Source organism: Acidisarcina polymorpha, from assembly GCF_003330725.1.
GTDB classification, from domain to species: domain Bacteria; phylum Acidobacteriota; class Terriglobia; order Terriglobales; family Acidobacteriaceae; genus Acidisarcina; species Acidisarcina polymorpha.
The window spans coordinates 2,961,368-2,985,583 of the sequence record NZ_CP030840.1 but is presented as its reverse complement, the minus strand read 5'-3'; the positions used below and the strand labels follow the sequence as shown (position 1 = coordinate 2,985,583).

The 24,216-nt window shown below is 56.6% G+C and carries 21 protein-coding genes and 3 pseudogenes; 13 read left to right on the top strand and 11 right to left on the bottom strand.

Annotated elements, in window-relative coordinates; translation table 11 throughout:
- Positions 1 to 70 precede the first annotated feature (70 nt).
- The 3 genes from ACPOL_RS12700 (at position 71) to ACPOL_RS12690 (ending at position 3,654) form a co-directional block, all read left to right on the top strand.
- Positions 71 to 946 (top strand): alpha/beta fold hydrolase, encoded by an 876-nt coding sequence (locus ACPOL_RS12700; protein ID WP_114207396.1) that lies wholly within the window; start codon positions 71 to 73, stop codon positions 944 to 946.
- 684 nt (positions 947 to 1,630) lie between these two features.
- Positions 1,631 to 2,644, top strand: coding sequence for an amidohydrolase family protein (locus tag ACPOL_RS12695; RefSeq protein ID WP_150132985.1), 1,014 nt, complete (start codon positions 1,631 to 1,633; stop codon positions 2,642 to 2,644).
- A 668-nt stretch (positions 2,645 to 3,312) separates the two neighbouring features.
- Complete coding sequence (locus ACPOL_RS12690; protein WP_236657439.1) at positions 3,313 to 3,654, top strand: hypothetical protein; 342 nt, start codon at positions 3,313 to 3,315, stop codon at positions 3,652 to 3,654.
- A gap of 257 nt (positions 3,655 to 3,911) precedes the next feature.
- Here ACPOL_RS12690 and ACPOL_RS12685 read toward each other — a convergent pair whose 3' ends face one another.
- The 5 genes and pseudogenes from ACPOL_RS12685 to ACPOL_RS12660 all read right to left on the bottom strand — a co-directional run bounded on the left by ACPOL_RS12685 (position 3,912) and on the right by ACPOL_RS12660 (position 9,207).
- Positions 3,912 to 5,003 (bottom strand): Gfo/Idh/MocA family protein, encoded by a 1,092-nt coding sequence (locus tag ACPOL_RS12685; protein WP_150132984.1) that lies wholly within the window; start codon positions 5,001 to 5,003, stop codon positions 3,912 to 3,914.
- 461 nt (positions 5,004 to 5,464) lie between these two features.
- A pseudogene (locus ACPOL_RS12675) lies at positions 5,465 to 6,310 on the bottom strand (NAD(P)/FAD-dependent oxidoreductase); the annotation flags it as partial.
- A gap of 156 nt (positions 6,311 to 6,466) precedes the next feature.
- Entirely contained in the window at positions 6,467 to 7,426 is a 960-nt protein-coding gene (locus ACPOL_RS12670) for an NADP-dependent oxidoreductase (RefSeq protein WP_114207390.1), read from the bottom strand.
- A gap of 165 nt (positions 7,427 to 7,591) precedes the next feature.
- The gene (locus tag ACPOL_RS12665; RefSeq protein ID WP_150132983.1) at positions 7,592 to 7,795 is read right to left on the bottom strand and encodes a hypothetical protein; all 204 of its coding nucleotides are present in this window, start codon (positions 7,793 to 7,795) and stop codon (positions 7,592 to 7,594) included.
- 443 nt (positions 7,796 to 8,238) lie between these two features.
- Positions 8,239 to 9,207: an SMP-30/gluconolactonase/LRE family protein gene (locus ACPOL_RS12660; protein WP_114207388.1), complete on the bottom strand. Its 969-nt coding sequence runs from the start codon at positions 9,205 to 9,207 to the stop codon at positions 8,239 to 8,241.
- 235 nt (positions 9,208 to 9,442) lie between these two features.
- On the opposite strand from ACPOL_RS12660, the gene ACPOL_RS12655 reads away from it, so the two are divergent.
- The gene (locus tag ACPOL_RS12655) at positions 9,443 to 10,012 is read left to right on the top strand and encodes a carboxymuconolactone decarboxylase family protein (RefSeq protein ID WP_114210803.1); all 570 of its coding nucleotides are present in this window, start codon (positions 9,443 to 9,445) and stop codon (positions 10,010 to 10,012) included.
- 9 nt (positions 10,013 to 10,021) lie between these two features.
- Positions 10,022 to 10,654 carry a carboxymuconolactone decarboxylase family protein gene (locus tag ACPOL_RS12650; RefSeq protein ID WP_114207387.1) on the top strand — a complete coding sequence of 211 codons (633 nt, stop codon included), beginning with the start codon at positions 10,022 to 10,024 and terminating at the stop codon, positions 10,652 to 10,654.
- A 21-nt stretch (positions 10,655 to 10,675) separates the two neighbouring features.
- On the opposite strand, the gene ACPOL_RS12645 is transcribed toward ACPOL_RS12650, so the two are convergent.
- A complete protein-coding gene (locus ACPOL_RS12645) occupies positions 10,676 to 11,512 on the bottom strand; it encodes a helix-turn-helix transcriptional regulator (protein WP_114207386.1) in 837 nt (278 codons plus the stop codon).
- Between the two features lie 141 nt (positions 11,513 to 11,653).
- On the opposite strand from ACPOL_RS12645, the gene ACPOL_RS36190 reads away from it, so the two are divergent.
- The 3 genes from ACPOL_RS36190 to ACPOL_RS12630 all read left to right on the top strand — a co-directional run bounded on the left by ACPOL_RS36190 (position 11,654) and on the right by ACPOL_RS12630 (position 15,373).
- Entirely contained in the window at positions 11,654 to 12,589 is a 936-nt protein-coding gene (locus tag ACPOL_RS36190) for a LysR family transcriptional regulator (RefSeq protein ID WP_114207385.1), read from the top strand.
- 588 nt (positions 12,590 to 13,177) lie between these two features.
- Positions 13,178 to 14,059, top strand: a complete 882-nt coding sequence (locus ACPOL_RS12635) for an alpha/beta fold hydrolase (protein ID WP_114207384.1) — start codon at positions 13,178 to 13,180, stop codon at positions 14,057 to 14,059.
- Positions 14,060 to 14,182: 123 nt separating this feature from the next.
- A complete protein-coding gene (locus tag ACPOL_RS12630) occupies positions 14,183 to 15,373 on the top strand; it encodes an epoxide hydrolase family protein (RefSeq protein WP_161557323.1) in 1,191 nt (396 codons plus the stop codon).
- A 46-nt stretch (positions 15,374 to 15,419) separates the two neighbouring features.
- Here ACPOL_RS12630 and ACPOL_RS12625 read toward each other — a convergent pair whose 3' ends face one another.
- The gene (locus tag ACPOL_RS12625; protein ID WP_150132982.1) at positions 15,420 to 15,656 is read right to left on the bottom strand and encodes a hypothetical protein; all 237 of its coding nucleotides are present in this window, start codon (positions 15,654 to 15,656) and stop codon (positions 15,420 to 15,422) included.
- Between the two features lie 13 nt (positions 15,657 to 15,669).
- Positions 15,670 to 17,055 carry a S10 family serine carboxypeptidase-like protein gene (locus ACPOL_RS12620; RefSeq protein ID WP_114207381.1) on the bottom strand — a complete coding sequence of 462 codons (1,386 nt, stop codon included), beginning with the start codon at positions 17,053 to 17,055 and terminating at the stop codon, positions 15,670 to 15,672.
- Positions 17,056 to 17,754: 699 nt separating this feature from the next.
- Here ACPOL_RS12620 and ACPOL_RS34720 point away from each other — a divergent pair.
- Both ACPOL_RS34720 and ACPOL_RS34715 read left to right on the top strand, forming a co-directional pair.
- Positions 17,755 to 18,162, top strand: a pseudogene (locus ACPOL_RS34720) (tyrosine-type recombinase/integrase); the annotation flags it as partial.
- A 47-nt stretch (positions 18,163 to 18,209) separates the two neighbouring features.
- Positions 18,210 to 18,683 (top strand): annotated as a pseudogene (locus ACPOL_RS34715) (IS91 family transposase); the annotation flags it as partial.
- A gap of 345 nt (positions 18,684 to 19,028) precedes the next feature.
- On the opposite strand, the gene ACPOL_RS12605 reads toward ACPOL_RS34715, so the two are convergent.
- Entirely contained in the window at positions 19,029 to 19,658 is a 630-nt protein-coding gene (locus ACPOL_RS12605; RefSeq protein ID WP_114207378.1) for a TetR/AcrR family transcriptional regulator, read from the bottom strand.
- 83 nt (positions 19,659 to 19,741) lie between these two features.
- Here ACPOL_RS12605 and ACPOL_RS12600 point away from each other — a divergent pair, with 83 nt between their 5' ends.
- Positions 19,742 to 20,542 carry an SDR family NAD(P)-dependent oxidoreductase gene (locus ACPOL_RS12600; RefSeq protein ID WP_114207377.1) on the top strand — a complete coding sequence of 267 codons (801 nt, stop codon included), beginning with the start codon at positions 19,742 to 19,744 and terminating at the stop codon, positions 20,540 to 20,542.
- 139 nt (positions 20,543 to 20,681) lie between these two features.
- On the opposite strand, the gene ACPOL_RS12595 is transcribed toward ACPOL_RS12600, so the two are convergent.
- Positions 20,682 to 21,725 (bottom strand): aldo/keto reductase, encoded by a 1,044-nt coding sequence (locus ACPOL_RS12595; protein ID WP_114207376.1) that lies wholly within the window; start codon positions 21,723 to 21,725, stop codon positions 20,682 to 20,684.
- Between the two features lie 85 nt (positions 21,726 to 21,810).
- On the opposite strand from ACPOL_RS12595, the gene ACPOL_RS12590 reads away from it, so the two are divergent.
- Entirely contained in the window at positions 21,811 to 22,368 is a 558-nt protein-coding gene (locus ACPOL_RS12590) for a TetR/AcrR family transcriptional regulator (protein WP_114207375.1), read from the top strand.
- 962 nt (positions 22,369 to 23,330) lie between these two features.
- Here ACPOL_RS12590 and ACPOL_RS34075 read toward each other — a convergent pair.
- Positions 23,331 to 23,570: a hypothetical protein gene (locus tag ACPOL_RS34075; protein WP_201759184.1), complete on the bottom strand. Its 240-nt coding sequence runs from the start codon at positions 23,568 to 23,570 to the stop codon at positions 23,331 to 23,333.
- Positions 23,571 to 23,600: 30 nt separating this feature from the next.
- Here ACPOL_RS34075 and ACPOL_RS12580 point away from each other — a divergent pair, with 30 nt between their 5' ends.
- Positions 23,601 to 24,212, top strand: a complete 612-nt coding sequence (locus ACPOL_RS12580) for a DNA-primase RepB domain-containing protein (protein WP_201759183.1) — start codon at positions 23,601 to 23,603, stop codon at positions 24,210 to 24,212.
- Positions 24,213 to 24,216: the final 4 nt, after the last annotated feature.

The following is a 24,216-nucleotide window of genomic DNA, read 5'->3' as shown; positions in this document are numbered from 1 at the left end:
CGGCTCGGCCTGTGTGACTAATTCAACAACAACAAACGAGCCCCATGTACTGGCGGCCGAGGAAATCCTTATGGCAAATGTCGACTCGGATCCTTCTAACGCCACCTTCGGCAGAGCCGAGGTAAACGGCATTCGGATCTACTATCGCATCGCCGGATCAGGCGAGCCCGTCGTTCTCCTGCACGGCTTTCCAGAGACCTCGCGTGCCTGGCGCAAGGTCATGCCCGCATTGGCGGCGCATTACACCGTCCTAGCGCCCGACCTCCGCGGCTTTGGGGACTCCGACCGACCGGACACCGGCTACGACAAGCGCACAGTCGCCGAAGATGTTTACCAGCTCGTTCGACAACTCGGGCTGGGTCCGATCAACCTCGTCAGTCACGATGTCGGCATGATGGTCGGTTACGCCTACGCTTCGGTGTATCCCGCCGAGGTAAGGCGACTGGTGTTGATAGAAGCAGCGCTTCCCGGCTTGGGCCTCGAGAAACTGTATGACGCCGATAAGTATCCCCGCATGTACCACCTCCCGCTGTTTGAAGCGCCAAATGGCCTGGCTGAAGCCCTGATTACCGGCCGCGAGAAGATGTTTGTCCGACACTTCATGCGACAGCAGGCCTACAACACAGCCGCTCTTGAAGATGACGTGCTGGATGGCTATGCGGATCGGCTTGCGGCACCCGGAGCACTGCGCGCAGGCATCGCCTATTTCCGAGCTCACAGAATGGACGCCGAGCACAATCGCGAATACGCCAGCACGAAACTCTCGATGCCGGTACTCACCGTGGGCGGTACTGCAAGCTTCGGTGCGGATCTGGAAGGCGAGATTCGCCCGTTGGCAAAGAATATGCGAGCCGTTATGATCGAGGGCTGCGGCCATTACGTGCCCGAGGAGCAACCAGGGCGTCTCACTGATGAACTCCTACGATTCTTCCGCGAAGATGTTTGATAGTCGTGGCGACCGCGAGGACCTGCCGGTCGAGCACTTTTTACGAATAGTTTTTCTTCCGCAAAAAGATCACTAAAAGCAGTCTATCTTGGGTGACCAAATCCCATCGAGGGGGACATTCCAAAGATACTCCCCTATTCGCGGATGAATAGAGTCAGGTTCTCGTATCCACCTTAGCGGCTGTGGTCCCCACATTCAATTCATCCGCAATCATCACCCGTCTTGTCTCGAGCAAGCGAAGTTATTTCGGATACTGTAGCGGCACCATCGTGCAGGATGGCTTTGACACCAAGAAAGATGTGCTTTCTTTACCTATCCAAAAGGCCGCCAAGCATTTAGCTGGCGATGGAGCATCATCTTCGTCGGGTCGAGCACAACCGTTTTCCCTACGCTCGATCATGGTCCCTACGGCGGCAGCAAATTGGCGCCGAGGTTTCCCATAGAAGTCTTAGCAGAAGAAATTGGATCTAGCTTTATTTTCAGCATACCTGTAAGTACCGCCTTCACCTACGCTCATCCTCGAAGCGTGAATACTAGGACGGCGGCGCGTACGGCACAAGGTACCTTCAAGGTTTTGCGGATCATTGCAGAGGAAAGCGCAAAACAGATTTGCACCAGCGCGCCGACTTCCTGACGAATGCTTCGCTGCACCCTGGCATCCCACAAAGTAAGAAGTCTTATGCGATGTCGGAGTATAAACCCATGCGTCTGGTCACACTCGAAGAGCACTTCACGATCTCTGAATGCGTGCACGAGATCGATCCGGGGACCGCTAAAGAGAGGGGTTACTGGTCACGTGATCAACCCTATGGAGTTCTTAGCTTCCTCGAGGAACTGTTGGAAGTCGGTGACAAACGCATCGCAACAATGGACCAATTTGGAATTACGGTTCAGGTTCTATCGTGGGATGGGCCGGGGGCCGATCTCATTCACGGTGAAGCCGGTGTCACATGGGCTAAACAGGTGAACGATCGTCTAGCATCTATCGTTGCCACGCATCCAGACAGGTACGCAGGACTTGCTCACCTCCCTCTCAACTCACCGGAAGCGTCCGCAGACGAGCTTGAGCGTTGCATCAGACAACTTGGCTTCAAAGGAGCCATGGTTCGTGGCGCAACCGAGGGGCGCTTCCTTGACGATCCTATTTACGCGCCGTTGCTCGCTCGTGCCGAGGCACTCGAAGTGCCGCTTTACCTGCACCCTGGCATACCTCCGAAGGCCGCGCGAGACGCTTACTTCAGTCACCTCCCAGAACCCTTGGGGTTCTTTTTATCTATCGCGGGTTGGGGATGGCACTCTGACACCGCGATCCACGTCCTGCGCATGGCTCTTTCCGGATCCTTGGATCGCCATCCAAAGCTTCAGCTTGTGATCGGTCATCTAGGAGAGGGACTGGCGGAGATGCTTACCCGCTTTGATCAGATCCTGACGCGTAGGCTCGCCGAAGGAACCGCCAGAACAGTGCGCGAAATGCTGTTGCAGCAGGTGCACGTCACGATTAGCGGCTTCGCGTATCCAGCAATGTTTGAGACTGTTCTGAAAACTTTCGGCCCAGACAGGATTCTTGCTTCACTCGATTATCCATTCGTGCCGTTGGAAGGAGCAACGCGGTTCATTCGGACGTTGCCTGTGACAAGCTCAGACTTGGAGAAGATCATGCACAGCAATGCCGATCGGCTTTTCAAGCTGGTGCCTTGATGAGCGGTTCTGAATGGAACGAGAAGAGATGTACGCCACCTTCGGAATTCACGCCCCCGAAGGGGGCAGGTCGATCACCTAACATCGTTGCGTTCAATCATGCGCGGCACGGGAAGAGGTCTATGGCTATGAGGCTGGTTCAGGACGTCACCAGTTGTGGTGTTTAAACTGATGCCAATTTGTTCTCTGTGCCTGCAGATAGATACAGTCAGGGTCCGTGGGTGCTAATTAGCCACCCCTTGTTTGTGGCCAAACCATTTACTTTACTGGAGGGCAAATGTCGACCCGAGATCTAGGAGGATCGAAGAAAAAGCTTGTGCCCGTGCATGTTTGCCTAAGCTGCGGCAAGTCGTCCAGGCGTTTGAGCGGCATGAAGACGCGACCGCGGGAGGGTTTATTTCATGAAAAGCTATCTTATCTCACTGCCAGCTCATTCTTCATTGGTGTGGCGGGAACTCCGGCCAAGAAGACGAGTCCCGTATCCACGTGCGTGTCAATCTGGTGCAGCTCAACGTGGCGGTCACCGATCGCGACGGGAATTATGTGATTGGCCTACGCCGCAGGAATTCTCCATAATAGAGGATAAGATTCCGCAGTAGATCGCCATCTTTGAAGACGGCAATGAGACTCGTCAGGCATCGACGACGCCATCTCCGATCACCAGTTCCGTGCCTAATGAGGCCAAACGAACTACCTCCAGCGGGGTCCTTGAAGTGGCTGCCTCCCCTTTCAAAGACGCGAGTGTATTTGTGCTCTTTGACACGAGCAATTACATGTATCGCGGCTTTGTTTATGCGCAGGATGCCATCGCCGGTTTTGTTCGCTCCCTCCAGGAGGCGAATAAGGTTGCCTTTTACTCCTACAGCCGTAATCTCTTCCGTGCGGCCTTGCTTACCCCCGATCGGGGGCGCGTGCTCCAAGGTGTACGAAGTACAGTAGCTGGAGACGATGCCGCTCTCTACAACTGCCTTTTATTGACCGTGAAGGACGCCGCGTGTGTCACCGGCTGAAAGGTAATCGTAGTCTTCTCCAATGGCCCCGACAACGCAAGCGTCGTTCCTCCAGAAGACGTAGCTGAGCTGGCACAGTCCACCGTAACCGTCATTTACATGATCAGCACCCAAGAGGCGGCGAAGGAGCCGGAGTCTACCGCTGTTTTCGAACGTATGAGCAGAGCCACCGGAGGCAAAGCATATTTCTCCAAGAGTTGGGAGGACCAAGCCAAGGCATTCGCTTCCATTCGAGATGAAAGATGCGTCTACGCTCCTTAGGTCGGCCAATCCGCGGACAGTTTCCTGCAACCGGTTCGCGAGGATGCCGTCAAGTCACTAAGCAGCTTGGTCAATCGGACTGCGTGTTCGAAGTCGGGAACAGTGGCTGTGCCTGAGAGAAAGTCGTTCCGCAGTGCTGCATACATAAGTGCGACGTTCGCGGCTTCCGCCGGCATTGCAGCACCCTCGCCTTCATCGACGTGTTGGAGCTCGCCACACCAACTAACGATTAGTTTTCCCGACTGGAAGCCGCGCGGTGCACCCCCATCTATGTGGAGCGTTCCCATCTCCCCATCTATTTCCATCCGGAAGGCAACCGAATCGATTGGTCGTCCTCCAGCTACTTCCACTGACAAAGGAATAGCTGCACCGACGCGAGCCTGAACAAGCAGGTGGTCATGTGTCAACCTTGTCTTCTGTGTCGCCGAGTCGCCGACGGTGGTCTGGCGAAATTGCGTCGTCGCTAAGGCACTCAAGTCCGTCAGCGGACCTAGCACGGCGATCCGAAAGTCCAGCGTATGTGCTCCCTGAATCGTCACCAGAGTGGCGCCGTTCGCCGGATCTTCGGCAAAGCTCATCGCCGTCTCCACCTTGGGCCCAAAGGCTATCGTGCTCGAGAAGATGCGAGCCGCGAGCGGCCGACCGATAGTACCCGTCGAGACCAGGTCGCGAGCACGGAGCATGACCGGATTCAGACGAGTCTGTAAACCGGTAAGGACGTGAACCTTTGTCGCCTTTGCTGCAGCAGCTAGTTCCTCTGCTTCGGCAAGACTTCGGCCGAGAGGCCACTCACAGTAGATGTGCTTGCTCGCTTCCAGCGCCGCTAACACGAGCTCACGGTGATCGGGCACCTTGACCGCAATTGTCACGATGTCCACGGCGGGATCTTTGATCAGGTCCTCAGCATCCGCATAGCCGGTCTTCGCACCGAAAGCCCTTGCGGCTTCTTCCGCTTTCGATTGGGTGCCCGAAGCTACGGCAACCACTTCCAATCCAGCAAGCCCCTGTATGGCGGGAACATGAGAGATCTTTGCCCAACCGCGTGTTGCACTTGCCCCGATAATGCCCACGCCTAACGCCCTTGTCATGTTGACCACTCGCCGTTGTTCCTAAATTGTTTATACCCGCACTGTAAAGCTCGGCTGCTAAGCCTATTCCACTTGAACTTACACTCGGCTCCGCTTGTGACTCTTTGAAAACGGCCGTTGTTCCGAGATAGAACCCAACTCAAAGAGACGATTGCTTGCAAAAAAACTCTTAAGTACTCCGATACGGCCATTCCATTAAGGCAGCTTGAGAGTGTAGATGGCCCACCAAATAGCCCATGCGATGAAACCCTCTATCTTCAAACCCAGCAGATCAGCGATTGCGCGCCGATGAGACAGCAATGCCAGCTGTCCGAGCATCTTGTAGCGAAAGGGTCTCGGAACGCGTCCTCGAAGCACCGCATTCACATTCCGAGCCAGCCACGTACCCTCTCGCGTAGCGTTCTGGGCTGTTGGAGCGTAGGTTTCCTTCCCATTCGCCTTTGGAATCTCCGCACAATCTCCTACGGCCCAAACTCCTGGCCGGTTCTGCACCGAAGACATTGGTCTGTAAGCACTCCGTGGTGTTTTCCTTTTGAAAGGTCTAACTTCTCCAGAAGCTGATTCGGTGTTATCCCCGCGTCCCAAATCAGTAGGCCAGTTTCGTAGCGCGAGCCGTCGGTGAGCTGCACGGCTCTCCCATTAACGCTACTCACCCCTGTGTTCAACATTACCCGGACGCCATCTCGCTCGAGTTCCTTCTGACTGTACGCGGCTAGAGTAGCGCTGGTTTCGCGCATAAGCCGTTCTGTCGGTTCGATGAGCATAAAACTCATCTCGTCGGGATCAATGTGTACAGCCCTCCCTTTGCGACGAAAATGCTCGACGACCGCCGCCATCGTTTCCACGCCCGTGTAGCCTCCACCGGCGACGAGAATGGTCAGCAGCTTGCGTCGCTCCTCTGCATCAGTGCACTTCGCGGCGAGCGTAACAACCTCGTTTATTCTCGCAACAACTCGTTGTGCGTCGTCGAGGGACTTCAGCGCGAGACTGTTTTCGGATGCACCGGGAACGTGATCATAGTTCGTGGTAGCTCCCAACGCGAAAACTAGCTGCGTTGCCTGCATGACGCTTCCGTCTGTAAGCGTTATCTGCTTGGAGGCCACGTCAACCGAAAGGACTTCACCCCTCACGAAGACGACTCGCTTGGGGAGCTCTTTTGCTGGAACAGCAATATCAGCGGGTCTGAGTGTCCCCCCAGCGACCTCCGTCAACATCGGCGTGTACAACATATGATCTACACGATCAATCAGCGTGATCTGGTGTTCGCGAGCCAGACGAAGGGCGAGCTCCCGCGCGGCGTACCAACCGGCAAAGCCTCCTCAGAGAATTACTATGTGTTCAGCGATCGGGAGGTTTGTTTTAGCTTCGATTTTTTTCGGTGACTGCATCGTTGACCTCAAGTATCTTCATCGATTAACACTGCGACCAGTGTCCTAGACGCCGGCCGCTCAGGGAAGCTCGAGCTACGGAACCAAAGCAATCCGCCCACCGGAGCCGCCCTTGGATAGCAGCCAATGTGCATCCGCAGCCCGAGAAAGTGGGTAGACGCGCCCTACGATCACGTCATAAGCTCCCGCATCAACCAGCGCGGTGAGGCGGAGTCGAGCATACTTGCGAACTTCCAAGCCGGACGGATCCTCTCCGGCCGCGCCGCCTATGGCCTGAATGCCGATGTCTTTGGCCCGATCGAATGCCACAATCGTTGCGATGCGAGAGCGATCCCTGACCAATTCCAGGGATACATCAAGGGCCTCATCGGATCCAACGAAATCAAGCGCGGCATCCACGCCACCAGGAACAACTGCGTTGACACGATTAAGAAGCCCCGGTCCGTATTCCACGGGTTCGACGTCGTATCGGCGGAGCATCTCGAAATCTTTCTCGGAAGCTGTACCGATCACACGAATCCCACCCATCACCGCAAGCTGCACTGCCGCAAGCCCCACGCCGCCCGCGGCCGCGTGGAGTAACACAGTTTCGCCTCTCCGTATACGAACCGCGGCAAGCGCGTGCACAGCTGTCGTCCCATCCAGCATCATGGTCGCCGCTTGTTCCCACGAAAGCTGGTCCGGCTTGGGGACCACCTGCGATGCTGATACAACGATTTCTTCCGCATAAGCTCCGTCGATGCGATACGCGATCACCTCGTCTCCGGCTATGATCGGCCCTGCTGGTCCGACTGCCTCTGGACCCACTGCAGTCACCACGCCCGCTGCCTCCACTCCAAGGCGCAAAGGAAAAGTTGGCAGATTCTGACCACGCGATCTTGTATACGAAGGGTCTGCGTAGATCTTGTAGTCTCGATGGTTCACACCGATCGCGCGAAGTCGGATCGCAACCTCTCCTTTCAGGGGCGTTCGCGGCTCGGTGTTGACAGCTTTGAGCACATCGGGGTCTCCAAATTGAGTCGCAACAATCTCCATGGCCCTCCTCCAGTTCTCGCCAGGATCGGCAATACTTCATTGGCTTACAAATGGCTGTTTCCTGCGGTGCGATAGATTGAAGTGCGCAGACCTTCACCGGGCCGTCAAGGAAGCTCCCGGCAGCGCCTTCCCTGGACAGATGTGTGTCTCCCTGCCTCCGCTAGTTCATACCGGTCCTGCCGTGACCAGCCATCTCCGCAATAGTCCGCCACCGCCCTCGTCCTCATAGAACATCCACTGAAATGGTTCGACAGATAGTTCGCGGGGTTCCGTCTTCTTAATCATCTTGACTTCACCGAGGACATAAGTTCGATGACTGCCTGCCCAGACTTCGCTAATCTGATGCTTTGTCTCCATAGGAATATGCATTCGACGGAACTACTCCTGTATCTCCCTCTGCCCATCAGAGCGGTGACTTCCGAACAATAGTTCCCTATCTGGGGCGAACCTCTGGAAGGCCTCGCCGAACCGGACAGAATCAATCTCGTCGACTAAGTGAATGATCCATTGGGGTGCCTTCGCTTGTTCCACGTCAGCCTCATAATCTGAATTTGTGGTCAGTTTCAAAGGGGAGTGCAGATTCTACGGCAAGGCGGATCGAGTCGAACGCTTCATCGTGCCCGCGGCGAGGGGCACGGTCGACCGTTGCCTTGCAACAGAGCCTAGCAGCACCACGATCGCGCAGCCCCTTCCAACACCCCGGAAATGCTAGCGATGACGGCCGGAGGCGTCTGTCCGGCCGGCAGTGCGTGCTAGCACCAGAGCCCTTCCGTCCGAAGAATACCTCACGTATTGAGGACTTCAGAAACGTACTAAAACTCAACACGCAGAAGCTTAGCTGGTCGCACGATCCCGTCGGGAGGAGGCGATGCCGTGCCGCCATCGGAGAGGAAGAAGGCTACCTTCCCATACTCTCCTGGCATTCGGCTCCAGGCACCGCTGGATGGTCCAATGAGTTCTTCGTTGAAGGGATCCCCTGCTACGCTCTCCGTCAATCCGCTGTTCTCGGCAGGATTCATCGAGACGCGGTCGATCGTGTTTTGGCGGTGGGTTGTCAGGTATACGAATCCAGCATCCTCGTCGATGCAGAAATCATCTCCCATCCTACCGGCGACCACAAGTTCGGGCTCTCCTGCCGGATCGTGCGTCTCCGGATCAACGGGTATACGCATGAACAGCTTCTTGGCAGTCGCGGTGTAGTAAAGATAATTGGTCTTCTTCGCGAAACGTACGCCATTGACGCCTGGCTGTTCGGGTTTCAGTTGGCCGGGGTAATAGCCCATGCTTTCATGTTTCGTCCAAACACGAGCCTTGGGGGTGCCCCCTTCCTGGGGCAGGTCGATGCGCCAGATTAGGCTCGCGAACGAATCTGCTATCAGTAACACACCAGGCGCGATCAGACAGCTACCATTCAATCCCCGGGCTAGAGGGGGGAGTTGCAGCACCATCTCCGGATGGATTGACGTACCAACGCGCCAGTTGCGCAGATCCAACCGATGAAGATACGCCTCGTGCGATGTGTAGAAGTTTCCTGTGGCAACATAGAAAACGTCCGGCTCGACTTCCGTGATACCGCACGCCACTTCAGCAAATGTAAACAACAACAATGGTACGACTGTTTGCCCTCTAATAGCCGATGGGACAAACCATAATTCATGATGGTTTGCCACGGTTACCAGAATTGAATTGTCCTCGCGCACCGCAAGATTCTCCAAAAAGTACTTGGGCGGAAAGAGGGCGACTGTTGAGAGCTTGGCTTGACGTATATTTGTTGACGGCATTCTCGCGTCTCCGTGTAGCGAATGCGAAGGCTTCGGGGATGAGATGCGACGAGAAGTGGTGCTGCTTTGCGGTCACTGTAGCATAGGCGCAACTCCGTTTTCCCCTGTGTCAACGGGTATAGGCGTCGCGAACGCATCTATTCTCTGTGTTTGCTCACACGCAGAGGGCGGTTTGGGCGCGGATGAGGTAAAAATTTACCTCATCCGCGCTCTCGCTGCAACCACCGGAGGATACATGGCAGAAATTAGCGATTTTGGTACCTTCGGCCGTTTTCAGGAGACGCCGGTCGGTGAGATGTCGCCGGAGATGAAAGATGCCTACGACTTCACGATGAAGCTTCGCGGTGTAGTGCCCGGTCCTCATAAGATTTGGCTGGCAAACCCGGCATTGTCCAAGACGATCGTTCCAACTGGCTATTACTACCAGAAGGAGTCCACTCTCACTAAGGCTGAGATCGAGATCGTGACGAACATCATCAATGGTCAGTGGCGGGCGGCATACGGCAACTATGAACATGAACAAATAGGCGAGAAGCAAGGCCACCTTGAACCAAAGAGCGTCGAGGCTCTAATTGCAGGCCTGCCGACATCGTTTTCGGATCCGCGAGAGCAGTCAATTTGTGAACTCGCTCTAGCGCTTGCTAATCATCGCGTCGTTCCAACAGGGCTGTATAAGCGATGCAAGGATCTCCTGGGCGACGCCGGCATTGTCGATGTTACGGTTCTCATGGGTTGGTTCACGATGGTGTCTCTAACTCTGATGGCCTTCGACGTACCATCGAACGCTGTCGGTATCGATCAGTAAGGAGAGCGCGTGTCTAAGACGAATGACGATCTCGGTGGCCGCATTGCGTTGTCAGAACCAAGTGGGCTGTCCGCCAGCCAGCAAAGCCTCTACAAGGTGATCGACGAAACTGCTGTTCCTTGGGCCGACGCCTCCGGTTTTGTGGCGAAGGTAGAGGACGGCCGGCTCATCGGACCTTTCAACACTGTTTTAGAAAGCCCGGAACTCGGAGGTGCTTTTCTATCGTTCCAGAATGCAGAACAGAACATGACAAGCTTGACTGAGCGAGTGCGTCAAATTGTGATCCTCACTGTTGGATCTGTCTGGAAGGCGCCATACGAGTTGTATGCTCATGCTGCTGTCGCGCGAACCGTGGGGCTCCCGGAGCGTACCATTGAGGAGCTTGCGAAGGGTGAGGTTGCAACAGGTCTGCCGAAAGAAGAACAACTGGCGCAGCAGTTTACAAAACAACTTGCGCTGGAGCGAACCGTCACACAGGAACTATTTGATCGAGCCAAGGAGGCGTTCGGAACTCGAGGTCTCGTCGATATGGTTTTCCTTGCAGGGTGTTATGAGATCGTGTGCTCCCTGCTGAACACGTTTGCTGTTCCGGCACCCGGCAACGAGCCTGGCAAGCAGATCGCCTCCCAGGTGAGCGGATGAGCATCGGACACTTGAATTGGGTCAGTCGCGCCTGCGCCGACCGAAACTGTCGATCTTCCTAAATACGTCCTCGGTTGCTTTGTTATCAGGTGTGACAAAAGCCAGCGTGCTTTCCGGCAGCGCAGGGTAGAGTGCCCGGATTGAGCGTATTCGGAGAGTCCCGAATTTGGGGTGTGCAATGTCGAACGACAAAGGGTCAAGCGATGCTGTCTGTTGCTCATTCCAGAAACGTCGAAAAGTAGTACTGCTTTCGAGCAAAGTGGCGACCAACGACTCAAATCCCGGCTCACCGATATGTTTGGCATATCGCACCCGCAGCAAACCCACACCGCTACGCAGGGTACGTTCGTCATAAAAGCCGCGTCTCGCGGGGTCCATGAAATTCCTCCAAGCTAGATTTCGTCCGAACGGTGATGGCGACTCAGACCAGTCGTAGATCACGTCGGCCAAGTGATTGAAGGCCAGACAGTCGAAGCGTTCGTTCCAGAGCATCGCTGGTCCTGCAGTGAAGCCATCGAGCAAACGCTGTACGTCTCGGAGTTCCTCGCTTCCACCTTGTTCAGTCTTCGCGATCTCTTTACCGGCTAGAGACCGAAAATAAGCAGTATCGGAGTGCGATAGACGCAACGCCTTCGCTATGCGCTCTATGACCTCCTTGGAGACCTGAATATCCCGGCTTTGTTCAAGCCATGTATACCAAGCCAGCCCAACTTGAGCCAAGGCGGCAACTTCCTCTCGCCTCAATCCCGGGGTTCTTCGCCGCGGTCCTCCTGCCAAACCTACTGTTTCCGGCTGGATCATCGACCGTCGTGTACGAAGAAATCTCGCCAACTCGGCCTTCCGGGCGTCGTCGTCCATTGCCAGATACCTCCGGTACTAGGATAAGCCATACTCTTGTCGAGGGATGACGTTCTGCAATACGGTATTCATGGCCCGTGTAGCGAGGATTTATTCACCGCGAACAACGGATTAAGCCTAAACCGACGAGTGAAGGCTGTAATGCTGGACCTTAATGATGTGCGGGTGTTCACGGTCGTAGCGCGCAAGGGGACGTTTAGCGCCGCCGGCAGAGAGCTACGCATTCCGACATCGACTGTCGCACGTGCAACAACCAGATTGGAAAAGCATTTGGAGGTGCTTCTCCTGAGGAGAAGTCCACAGGGCGTTTCACTCACGGATGCGGGCGCGGAGTTTCTTGTCAGCTGTAATCATGCCCTTCGGACGATCAGGATTGGAAGCGAAAGGTTACAGGAACGGCGCGTCAATCCCCGCGGTCTCATCAGGGTCTGCAGTCCCATCGCTTTGGCTAACGGCCTGCTAGTCCAGATACTCCCCGAGTTCTTGCGCAAGTTCCCAGAAATCCGTATTGCGATCGAGACGTACACAGATGACTTTGAACGAGAGCCCAAAAATGACGTGGACGTATTTTTCAAGATCGTGCCGCCGAGAAATTCGGTGAGGCGCATGCGAAAGTTCCCCTGTACCCTGCGAGGTTTGTTCGCGAGTAAAGAGTATGTTCAGTGTGTTGGAAAGCCGGAGGATCCCCACGAACTGCTCGCACATGCTTGCATCGGTGCAGAGACGTGGCAATTGACGAACGTTTCGTCTCAAGTCACCGAAATAGCCCCGACATTCCGGGTTACTACTTGCGATCCAGTCGTGATGTGCGATCTGGTTCTAAGGGGTCTCGGGATTGCTATTCTACCGCTCTATATGGTGAGACAACCAGCAATTTGTGCGCGGTTCGTTCAGATATTGCCTCAGTGGCATCCGAAACCTGCGTTAGTCTCGGCTCTATACTTCGGTCCGGCTGCATTGGCGCCTAAGATCAAGGTTTTCTCGGACTTCGTGGAAGAGATCATTGGTACAGACCGGGATCCGCGTGTGAAGGAGGCGCCTTTCGAGGGATTGTTCGGAAAACCCGACGAAGCGTAACGCTAGCCACAATGTACTTTCATGCGTTGCTTTAGGAGAGTAATTGTCACCGCACAGCCGGCGCCACGTGGACGTGATAGCTAGTAAGACGCTTGTATGTGTTGGAGCCACGAGTGCACTGCCACAAATCTTCCATTGGTTGCCACGACATCTTCCGGCTGGCTGCTAAGAGCAGAATCGCGCGAAGGAGCTCAGGTCGGACGACAACACCCAAGCCGCACATGTCCTTTCTTAGCCGGCCCAGTTTAAAGCACCTTCGGAGATCGCAATTGACCGGAAGAAGGCAGGAAACCAAAAAATGCAGGAGTGCTCCTCGCATCGGTGCTTCGAAGGCACATGCAGACCCCAACCTTACCGCTGCTGCTTTCTAACCTCGGTTCGAATCCGGATAACCTCTCTCGTTCAGACTTTTCGGACGTTGATAATCAAGACTGAGTTCTAAGCATGAATCGACGAATCGCAGAGCAGTTGCCTAAGAGCCGACGTAGCTTTGTATGTCTGACGGCGGGAACAATTGTCACGGCTTGCACCGGGATTGGGCAGGTCCTCAGAGCGGAACCCGACGCAGACAGAGAGACAGGAGGAACGGTGAAGCGAGTCAATGCAGGCGTTCTGCAGGTTGGATACTTAGAATCAGGTCCCGCTGACGGTTCGCCGGTGGTGCTGCTGCATGGATTTCCGTATGACGTTCGTACTTATGATCTAGTCGCGCGTAGCTTGAGTGCGGCAGGCCGGCGTGTGATTGTTCCTTACCTTCGCGGATTTGGTCCAACGCACTTCCTGCATCGTGGGACGCCGCGTGTGGGTCAGCAAGCGGCACTTGGCTCTGACCTCCTTTCGCTGCTGGATGCGCTCTCGATCCAACGGGCGACAGTTGCGGGCTATGATTGGGGCGGTCGAGCCGCCTGCGTGGTAGCCGCGCTGTGGCCAGAGAGGGTCAACGGACTCTTGAGTTGCGGCACCGGGTATAACCTACAAAACTCCAGCGAAGCGCTGAAAGCTGACAGACCAGAAAAGGAACGCTGGCGCTGGTATTGGTTTTATCTCAACTCCGAGCGAGGTCAGGCGGCGCTCAGGGAAGACCGTGCCGGTTTTTGCCGTTACCTGTGGCAAGACTTCTCGCCTACGTGGGCGTTCAACGACGTGACATATGCCCAGACGGCGGCTTCCTTCGACAATGCAGATTTCGCGGAAATAGTCCTGCACTCGTATCGGTACAGGATTGGTGCAGTGCCCGGCGACCCGCATTTGGAGGCGATGGAGCAGCAGCTTTCGGCGAAGCCGAAGATTACTGTACCAACTATCATTCTCCAAGGCGCAGACGATGGCGTAGACCGACCGGTCGCTCCGGAAGAGATCAAGCCGCACTTTACGGCACTCCGCCGACTCACGACGCTCGATCACGTAGGTCACAATCTCCCGCAGGAAGATCCCGATGCGTTCGCGGCAGCGGTCCTGGAGTTAGGGTAGATAGCGTGACGACCTCAAGCACTTCACGCAGATCTTGCGCATCCGCTTTGCGAGACTATCAACATAGAACCGTTCAGGAATGATAGTTCCAGGATCGGCATGACAAGATCAGGAACCCCTATAGTGTCCAGCGTTCTCCCGTACAGAATCGACATCGCCACGGCTAGACTCGACGTCATCCGAGATCGCGTTCGTGCGTTTCGCTGGGACGCCTGGAGTGAGCCCGCCGACGCGGGCGACTGGCGGTATGGTCCACCTATAGCTTTCATGCGTGAGCTCTGCGCCTACTGGCTTAACGACTACGATTGGCGCCGGCAGGAGCGCGCCATGAACGCGTTACCCCAATTCATCACTCGTATCGACGGGGTTGACATCCACTTCATTCATGAACGAGGGTCGGGTCCAAACCCGGTCCCCCTTCTCATTGCGCATGGCTGGCCCTACTCGTTTCAGTCGTACGACGGCATCGTCAATCAACTCGCTCATCCTGAGCGACATGAAGCACGTGCCGAAGACGCTTTCAGCGTCGTCATTCCATCCTATCCGGGATACGATTTCTCGGGCCGTCCCCATGAACCCATGGACCCGCTCGCTATCGCCTTTCTCTTCGACAAGCTGATGGCGAGGCTTGGGTACGACCGCTACTTCGTGCACGGCGGCGACTGGGGAGCCCACATTACCAGCCTACTGGGCTTTCACCTTCCCGACCGTGTCATGGGCATTCACTCCACCGCATTGGTTCTGCGCGAAGCGGGCGCTCAGCAACTCACGGGTGAGGTGCCGAGCGATGCCAGCGACGAGGAGCGGGCTTTCGTGGTAACAGAGTATGCGATCTGGCAGCGGGAAGGGGCCTACTCACAACTGCACGCGACTAAGCCAGCTAAGCTCGGCTACGCGATGATGGACAGTCCGGTCGGCTTGGCGGCCTGGATCGTTGAGGCGTTTCATGCGTGGTCCGATCGAAAAAAGCGCAGCTTCACTGAGCTGTTCACGTTGGATCAGTTGCTGACCGAGGTCATGCTCTACCTTGTGACCGATGCTTTTCCAACTTCGATATGGATTTATGGCGCGGCAAAGCGGCATAAGATAACGACGCTTCCACCCGGCCAGGTGGTGAACGTGCCAACAGGGCTGGCAGCGTTTCGCGATCCTGTATTCCCGATGCCTCCTCATCAGGTTGCGCAACGGTCGCACAACGTGGTGCAGTACACCGAAATGCCCTGTGGAGGACACTTTCCGTTCTACGAAGCACCTAATCTTCTGATCAAAGATCTGCGCGACTTTTGCAAACTCGTAGTTCCTCCAACGGAATAAGGCTTCCGCGTGGTAGTGCGGCGGGTGTATGACGGCTTGGAGTCTTTCAGTGGCTTTGGCTTGTCTTCTTGATGAACAGGGCGACCGCATCATGCATCTTCCGCCGGGAGTCGGGATCGAGGTAGGGTTCGTGTCCGGTAGGAAACACCGCGTAGTCGAAGTTCCCTTGCAGTTGCGCCTCCATGGGAAGGTGTTTCATTTCGAAAGGGCCGAGATCGTATGGTGTTGCAAGGTCAAAGTAACCACCCATCACGAGAACGCGCATCGCAGCATTTCGCGTCATTACGGCTGCGAGATCAGGGAGCACATTGAAGCCGCCTTAACCAGCTTTTTGTCTCGTCGGTCGCATGGAAGTTATCCCAGTGGCCTGGCACATCGGCGTCCGGCTGATAGTTCAGCCCCATGCCGAATTTGAGCGTACCGTGCATGTACGTGTGGGTTACAGCAAGGATGAGGGAGCTTTTCACGCTCGAAGCGTCATACCCGGGTTTCGTCGAGAGAGGATGCAATGCAGGGGCGGTGTACCGCGTGTCTTGGCGTCCGGTAATTAACGCCTGATCGTTCAGGAGCAGAGTTTCAAACTCCGCCGCCTGAAGGCGCAGATGTGCCCTCACCCAGACCTGGGCGGGCAGTCCAGTGAACTGCCCTAACTGCGTTGCGACGGTCTGCTCCTCGGCTGGCGACAGATCGCTTCCGGCCAGCAGGGCGGTCGCATATGGTCCTGCCGCATACCGCTCCACGGTGCGCAACCATGGCTCGAGGTCACCGCTCGCTCCCACGACCTTGTGATGAAACCAGGCGGTCGCGGCAAAGGTGGATAGTTGCAGGATGTATGGGTTGTCGGTGTCCGGTATACCCGACGCGGCATCTGGAAAGTCGTCCTGGTTCAGGAAGCAGCCGTCAGCGATGATGCCATTCAGATCGACGCCGTTCTCCTCCAGCATGCGGGCAAGCACGGCGTTGCGCACCGTGCCGTAGCTGTGGCCGAAGAGGTACTTCGGCGACTCCCAGCGGGAGTACTTACTTAGAAATCGGCGGATGAAGCGGTCGAACGCGGCCGCATCTCCGTCGATGCCGTAAAAGCTTCGGGCTGCATCGCGACCCTGAATGTGACCATACCCGGTACCCGGAGGATCGACGAAGACCAGGTCTGCCACGTCGAGCAGCGAGTCTGCGTTGTTCTCGAAGTTGTAAGGACCTCCCGCAAAATGGTGGAGGCCGGGCAGGTCTGCCACGACGGGACCGAAACTGGCCATGAGCATGGTCCTGGTGGAAACGCTGGGGCCGCCATCGTAGAGAAAGACGATCGGCCGCCTGCGTTGATCGGCGTCATCCGCGAAGTAGGCTACATAGGACATCGCCGCAATTGCGCTGCCATCCGGTAGGCTGACAGTTCCTGTCAGCTTGTCTGGAGCAGAGATTTGCAGGTCTTCAGCATCGGTCCCGCCAACCACCAGAATGCCCGCATGCGCGGTAAAAGGCAGGGGGTGTCCGCTCCGGAGCGACACCATGCCCTTGGTCACTGCGTCGCCAGGTGGCCTCAGATCGGCCACCTGGGCGCTACGCGCCGCGCTGTCATCATGAGACTCTTGCAGGCCTTGCGCCGCTAGCCGGCGCGGAGCATAGATCGACGCAAGAGCAAAGAAGGCGATTAATAGAACAGGGCAGTCAGACAAGATCATTGTTGGCCTCAGAAGACGAGCACGCTTGCCAGGCAGTTTACGTATTTGGAGAACTAAAGTTCTCTCCCAGGTCCTGCGATCCCCAGAAGTCGCATCCTCCGCAGTAAAGCAGTTCGACAGGGCCAAATGAGGCAGACGCGTTCATCAAGAAAGCTGAAACAGCGAGCCGCGTTTCCTTTATCGATCTTGAACTTGAGGCGTCAAGGCTGTGCTTGGAAGCATGACTCTAACCTTCGCGCACCGACCGTGTATACGCGCGGAACTTATTTCGTGAGCTTGTCATACCTATCCACTGGGACGACTTCACTCAGCCGCTCGCTAGAACCTTGCAGCCCATGCAACGTTTCATGAATGACTTCTCGCTGGCGAGCGAGTTTATTGATCCCTAGCTCAAAGTGACAGTGAAGCGATCTGCTACATGCAACCTTTGCTCCCCGTGGATTCTCACTGCATCCGCCTGATGACGCGGAACCGAGGACACGAGCGGGTGGGCACCGTGATGCAGTGCGGAACTGGAGGAGTGCTGAGAAGTCGCTTCCTAGGCGCAATGGCGGAAGTGACCTGTAGCAAGTGACGAGGAGAGCGTTTGAACTAAGCCGCTGGCGCGGCGGATGCTGCAGTGGTGGCGGTCTGGGCGGCGGCTGGGTTTAGCGTTTGGGTCACAAGGAGGATTCCCCTGTGACCCATCTTCGCCAGTTGATGCTCGACGAACTCGAGCGTCGTAACTACTCTCCGAACACCGTGCGGTCTTACCTGCATGCGGTCGAGGAGTTTGCCCGGCACTTCCGTCGTTCACCCGAACAGCTTGGACCCGATCACGTCCGCGAGTACCAGGTCCATCTGTTTCGCAACCGCAAGCTTTCGGCGCGGACCATCGCGGGGCAGACGGCGGCGTTGCGGTTCCTGTTCGTCAAGACGCTGCGGCGGCCTTACCTGCCCGATGCGCTCCCGTTTCCCAAGCATTCCAGGCGTCTACCGACAGTGCTCAGCCAGGAAGAGGTCGCACGGCTGATCGACGCAAGCGGCAACCTGATGCATCGTGCGATGGTGATGACGCTCTATGCGACCGGCGTTCGCAGGGCCGAGCTGTGTCGGCTCAAGGTCGCCGACATCGACAGCGAACGCATGGTGCTGCACATTCACGAAGGCAAGCGCTCTTCACCAAGGACTGGGTCGTCTATGCAAAGCCGCCCTTCGGTGGAGCCGAACACGTTCTCAACTATCTTGCCCGCTACACCCACCGCGTCGCCATCTCCAACCATCGCCTCGTCAGCTTCAAGGACGATCGAGTCTCCTTCCGATGGAAGGACTACGCTCAGGCCAGCAAGCAGAAGGTGTTGACCGTCTCGGCGGATGAGTTCCTCAGACGCTTCCTGATCCACGTCCTGCCGAAGGGGCTGGTCCGCATCCGCCACTTCGGCCTCTTCGCCAACCGCAAGCGGTCCGCTTCGCTGCTGCGTTGCCGCTTGCTGCTCAACGCCGCCGCTGCATCACCACAGCCCGCGCCCGCCGCTCAGATCAAGTGCCCGCTCTGCTCTGAGCTCATGCTTGTGATCGAACGCTTCTCCAGTCTCTTGTCTGCGCCGCCGAGTACCGCACCGATCAAGTCCCGGCTCGATAGTTCCTGAACCATCATGACCAAGCCCGCTCTCAACCCGGTCTACCCAAGGTGTGCTCACGCACGCAACGCGTCTTCGCGCTCATGCCTATCGAAACAGCCTCAGAACCGGCCCGCTTCAGCTACCGAACAGATCCTTGCCGTGGCCACGTCTCAACATCCCATGCTTTCAGAAGTTCGCAGAGATCAGCAAAAGACGCCGTCACGGCCGGGATCGCTGATTCAAATCCCACAGCCACTCACCGCATCCGCCACGCCACCGGCTTCCTTCAAACGACCCTATCAAAACTGCCCCGACAATCTGCTCAGCAGGTCCAGCTTCGTGCGCGGGGCAGCCCTGATAGGGTACTAACGTTTACGAGGACTGATCCGTTGGCCACGCACGCATTGCAGTTCGTGCCAAGTCCAGTAGAGCCTTTTGACCAACTCCGTCCCTCGCCAAAGTCGACATGCCTTGAACGATAGCCATCGTCATGGACGCGAGAGCGTGCGCGTTTGCCGTTCCAGGCAGGTGCCCCTCGCGGATGTCCCGTTCCGCTCTTCTTTGAAGAGCCTTCCGGTTTGCGTCGCGAATCTTCTTCAGGGCTGTCCGTACCCGCTGGGCATGCACTGAGCCGCTGGACGCAGCGCTTGCCACCAGGCACCCGGCAGGTGCGTCCTTTTGCGTAAACCACCGGGCGGAAAGCTCAAGGAGCTGCTGTGCAGCCTCCCGGGCCGAGCGGGCCTCCGCAATTAGCTCAGGAGTCGTCTTCGGTCCTGGGTTCGCATATTTCTCCAGGCATTCGAGGAAGAGAGATTGCTTGTCTCCGAAGGCGGTGTACAGGCTGGGCGCGGTAATGCCCATGGCGTGGGTGAGCTCTGCGACGCTTGTGGTCTCGTAACCTGTCTGCCAAAACTGCAACAAGGCGGCTCGCAGCGCCTTGTCACGATCGAACGAGAGCGGCCGTCCTAAACGCTTCGCTGCCGGAGGCTCCAGTGTTTCCATAACACTTATTATGAAATCCCTTGACCAAAGTCTGCAACCCCCCCCACACTTTCCATAGTGTTCGTTATGAAAAGAGGACGTCAATGGATCTACGGTTGAACGGGAAGCGTGCGCTGGTTACAGGGAGCACAAGTGGGATTGGGGAACAGATCGCCAGGACGCTTGCGGCAGAAGGTGTTCAGGTGGTTGTTCATGGCAGGCGAAAGGCCGAAGCCGATCGCGTGGTGCAGGAGATCATGGCGGCGGGAGGAACGGCCCTGGCGGCCATCGGCGATCTTGCAAGCGATGAGGAGACCGCCGAGGTGGTGAAAGTGTCCCTGTCGGCCTTCGGCGGTATCGACATCCTCATCAACAACGCAGGGGCATTTCCAATGAAGCCTTGGCTGCTATCGACTGCATCGGAGTGGCTCGATTTGTATAACGCGAATGTGGGTTCGGTCGTGCGCCTGGTGACGCAGCTTGTCCCGCCGATGGTGGAGCGGAAGTGGGGCCGGGTCGTCATGCTGGGCAGCTTCCTTGGTCCCATGCCCGGTCCGCCTGTGGCGAACTACGGCACAACGAAGGCCGCCAACATCGCCCAGGCTGTGTCTTTGGCAAAGGAACTCGGCGGGACCGGCGTGACTGCAAATACAGTCAGCCCAGGCCCCATCCGGACACCCGGGATGGAAGCTGGGGCTCGCGACATGATGACCTCGCAGGGGCAGGAGTACAACTTCGACCTGTTCGAGCAGTTCTATGTCCAGCAAACCCGTCTTCCCGCTGGCAGGATTGGCTCGCCGATGGACATCGCGAACATGGTGGCTTTTGTATCCAGTCCTCTTGCCGACTTCGTCACAGGTGCCAACTTCCGCGTCGATGGCGGCATGATGCCGACAACCAACTGAGGTGAAGGGGCTGCCGCGATGAGCAGCCCCTTAGCCAAGTCTCTAAGTCGACGTTTTACAGAGGACCTGATTGAGTGTGAGAGGCGGATAGTGGGCCCAAGGCGACATTGCTCCAGGACCACCCGTGCCAACCGCTGTTTCAGTCGGCGGATGCCCGGAATCCGGTCGTCGCCTCAATCGCATGGGCAAGCATGGCTGGGTCAGATACACCCTGGTAATCCACACGCGGCGTATACGGCGACTCCAGCCGGCCTACCTCTTCATCCGTCAAGTTGACCGCAAACGACGCGATGGCATCGTCGATGTGCTTGGCCTTGAGTGCGCCTACGATAGGCGCGGCAACTACAGGCTTGGTACGCAGCCAGGCTAATGCAACGCTCGCTTGGCTCACGCCACGTTCTGTTGCAACTGCGCCCACAGCCTCCACGATTTTCCGATTGCTTTCCGCGTTTGTGTCGTCGCTATGACCGGCGGCGGCTTCAGCTTCCGACCTTGCCGAGCTTTCTCCCCACGATCGAGGGAGGCGGCCGCGCGCAAGCGGGCTGTAAACGATAGTCTGAACGCCTTCATCGATGCACAGCGGAAGCATCTCGCGTTCTTCTTCGCGCGTGAGGAGATTGTAGGTGTCCTGTAAGGATACGAAGCGTACCCAGCCATTTGCTTTCTGGAGGTGCAACGCTTTACTGAACTCCCATGTCTTCATGGAAGAAGCACCGATGTAGCGCACTTTGCCCATTTTGACCAAATCGTGAAGCGCTTCCAGGGTCTCTTCCCAGGGTGTGAGCTGATCGCGACGATGGATTTGATATAGATCGACATAGTCGGTGCCAAGCCGCTGCAGACTGTGGTCGATCTCTTTCATGATCGCTTTCCGTGACAACCCAATCGCGTTGGGTCCGTTGTGGGTAGCGGAAGCTACCTTGGTGGCGATGACGACACTATCGCGGTTGGCGAAATCCTTCAGGGCCTTGCCCAGGATCTCCTCGCTCCCCCCGTTTGAATACATATTGGCGGTGTCGAAGAAGTTGATTCCCGCCTCGATTGCGTGGCGGATCAGCGAACGGCTCGTTTCCTCATCGAGTGACCAACTGGGGTAGGCGCGGCCGGGCTCACCAAATCCCATACAGCCGATGCAGATCGGAGAGACGTCCAGACCCGTGTTACCAAGCTTTCTGTATTGCATTGTTCCTCCAAACCGGATAGAAATGGATAACTCTCCGGTTATCGTGGAGCTTAACGGAGAACTCTCCGATTAGTCAAGGAAGGTTATGGGCGACGACGAAATTCTGCGCGCCGACGCGCGGGCCAACAGAGATCGCATCCTGGATATGGCGCGCGACGCGCTCGCCGCTGATCCGTTGGCTTCCCTCAACTCCATCGCCAAGGCCGCCGGGGTTGGAGCCGGTACGCTCTATCGGCACTTTCCAAGCCGCGAATCCTTGGTGCTTGGGGTGTATCGGAAAGAGATCGACACGTTGGTGGCGCTTGCTCCGACGCTGTTGAGCAAGCAGCCGCCGCTCAAGGCATTTCGTACCTGGTGCGATCGGTTCGCGCAATCATTAAAGATGAAGTACGGTGTTGCAGATATCGTTCATGCCGCGCAGTCGGAGCAAGACGTTCAAGAAACCTACACGCCCATGTTGGGCGCGGTTCGCCAACTGATGCGCGCATGCGAGGTGTCGGGCGAGATCCGTCCCGGAACAGACCCTGAAGACTTCCTGGTATTCATAGGTTTGTTGTGGCGAATCCCACCTACGCCAGCCGGAGAGGCGCGGGTCAGGAGAATCCTTGCACTTGCCTTTCGTGGCTTGGGGGCCAAGCAGTGAGTAACGATGAACGCACCGCATAATTGAGTCGCCCACCTGCGGTGGCATTTAGATCTTTTCTTCAGGACTTTCCGTGGCGCAGGCCATACAGAAGCACCGGTTGGCCCGAATGCTTTCCCGCTGGGCTCGCCAGTCCATACTTTCTTGCACAACGTGCCCTTCGATTCGCGAAACAATTGGTGCTGCTTGAGAATCAGCCGCAAGAGAGACAGGGAGGGGGAGTGAGGTTCTCGCTTCTACTTTTTCCGAGCTGCGCGCGAATAGCAAGTGAGTCATTCTCGTGAATTGGGGATATCGGCCGCGATACCCGCAGTTGACCAGTTCCATCCAGATTTCCTTCCACGTCAGGCCTAGTGCGCGCACAGCCGACAACTGAGGTGCCAACCCTTGAGGGGACGAGCGCTGGTCCACTGTGCTCCGCTCCGGCTACGGTGGCAAACGAGATAAGTATGTTTTTCTAAGTTTAAGTATGCCAACGTCTGATTATGTCTGCTCAAGTCTGATTATGTCTTAATGGCTACTTTTCGCGGCTTCTTGCCGCGGCGAGGTAGGGCTTTTTGAGCCTTCGTCTTTAAGGATAGAGAGGTAGTGGAACATAAAGCCGCTGCCGCTCAATTTGTCTTTATCCTCTCCATCCTTCGCTTTCTGAAGTACTTGTATGCGCCGCTAGCGCCGAGTTCTGACGATCCTCGTGCCGCTCTACTTGAAAAGTACTATGTACAACGCTTACAGTTCTTGTCATGGCGAAAAACAACCAACCATAGTGGTCTGCGCTATGCTCCGTATCTCTGGTCGAGATCCTCGCCAGCGTGTAAAAAGTGGAACAAAAGCTGAGACGAGTAAAAGCGCCAACAGAACCGGTCGCGCGTCGTATGGTTGACGCCAGCAAGGTTGTCCCGAATCACGCGAAATCCTGATCCGCATCTTTCGAGAACGATGACCGCCGAGAGCGCCGTCTTTCGTCAAGAGCAGCGCGAAATCGCCAAAGGCGACCGCGTCCAATTCACCCGCACGGACGCCGAGTTGGCATCCGCAGAGGCGAACTGGGGACGGTTACGGCGATCGACCCGAGCAATCTCGAAGTACGGCTCGACAAAGGTTCGCTCGCGAAGCTCACCGCCGACCAGGCCCGCCACATCGAACATGGCTACGCAATCGAGAGCGTTAAGGCCGGAGCTCCGGAGCGAGTACTCTTCACTCACGACACCGCGCCGGGCGACGGGGAGATCGCCGTGCTCTCCCGAAAAGGCCGCGAGGTCAATCTCTACATCTCTGATAGCCCAGCGGTCAGGAACCAAGAAACCCCAGTCCGGGAATCACCAAGACACCCCCAGCCCGCGCCAGCTGAGACGCCCAGCCAAGCAGTCCCAAATCACAAATTCCAAGGCACCGCTGCCTCTCTCGAACTCCAACAATTCGAGAAATACCATGACGCCGTGCAGGCCGAGCGTTACCGCGTCACCTCGATCAAGATGCTGCCCGACGGCCAGAACAAGATTTTCATTCTCGATAAGGACAAGCAGACCGGCGTAACCAAGGGCTTCACGCCCGAGGAGATCGCCCAGCGCATCCCGGAGATGCAGCGTCTCCAGCGTCGAGGCGAAAATATTTACTACACACCACTTTCGGACAACAAGCACCACATCCTTATCGACGACATGAACCGACCTAAATTCGCGAAGCTGGGAGCTTGCATCGTCGCAGGACTGCGACTTGCGCGAGAGAAACAAGTAAATGTCCGCGTTCTTCCAACCAGCAACGCCATTGAAGAGTCTGTAGACCTGGCGCACGAGATATCACCCGCATTTTTCGTAAGGTCCCAACAACAATGGATACGAGCGTGAAGTA

Coding starts and splice junctions, on each gene's coding strand:
- ACPOL_RS12700 (WP_114207396.1), top strand. CDS start 71: ATGGCAAATGTCGACTCGGATCCTTCTAACGCCACCTTCGGCAGAGCC.
- ACPOL_RS12695 (WP_150132985.1), top strand. CDS start 1,631: ATGTCGGAGTATAAACCCATGCGTCTGGTCACACTCGAAGAGCACTTC.
- ACPOL_RS12685 (WP_150132984.1), bottom strand. CDS start 5,003: ATGACAAGGGCGTTAGGCGTGGGCATTATCGGGGCAAGTGCAACACGC.
- ACPOL_RS12670 (WP_114207390.1), bottom strand. CDS start 7,426: ATGGAGATTGTTGCGACTCAATTTGGAGACCCCGATGTGCTCAAAGCT.
- ACPOL_RS12665 (WP_150132983.1), bottom strand. CDS start 7,795: ATGCATATTCCTATGGAGACAAAGCATCAGATTAGCGAAGTCTGGGCA.
- ACPOL_RS12660 (WP_114207388.1), bottom strand. CDS start 9,207: ATGCCGTCAACAAATATACGTCAAGCCAAGCTCTCAACAGTCGCCCTC.
- ACPOL_RS12655 (WP_114210803.1), top strand. CDS start 9,443: ATGGCAGAAATTAGCGATTTTGGTACCTTCGGCCGTTTTCAGGAGACG.
- ACPOL_RS12645 (WP_114207386.1), bottom strand. CDS start 11,512: ATGGACGACGACGCCCGGAAGGCCGAGTTGGCGAGATTTCTTCGTACA.
- ACPOL_RS36190 (WP_114207385.1), top strand. CDS start 11,654: ATGCTGGACCTTAATGATGTGCGGGTGTTCACGGTCGTAGCGCGCAAG.
- ACPOL_RS12625 (WP_150132982.1), bottom strand. CDS start 15,656: ATGACGCGAAATGCTGCGATGCGCGTTCTCGTGATGGGTGGTTACTTT.
- ACPOL_RS12620 (WP_114207381.1), bottom strand. CDS start 17,055: ATGATCTTGTCTGACTGCCCTGTTCTATTAATCGCCTTCTTTGCTCTT.
- ACPOL_RS12605 (WP_114207378.1), bottom strand. CDS start 19,658: ATGGAAACACTGGAGCCTCCGGCAGCGAAGCGTTTAGGACGGCCGCTC.
- ACPOL_RS12600 (WP_114207377.1), top strand. CDS start 19,742: ATGGATCTACGGTTGAACGGGAAGCGTGCGCTGGTTACAGGGAGCACA.
- ACPOL_RS12595 (WP_114207376.1), bottom strand. CDS start 21,725: ATGCAATACAGAAAGCTTGGTAACACGGGTCTGGACGTCTCTCCGATC.
- ACPOL_RS12590 (WP_114207375.1), top strand. CDS start 21,811: ATGGGCGACGACGAAATTCTGCGCGCCGACGCGCGGGCCAACAGAGAT.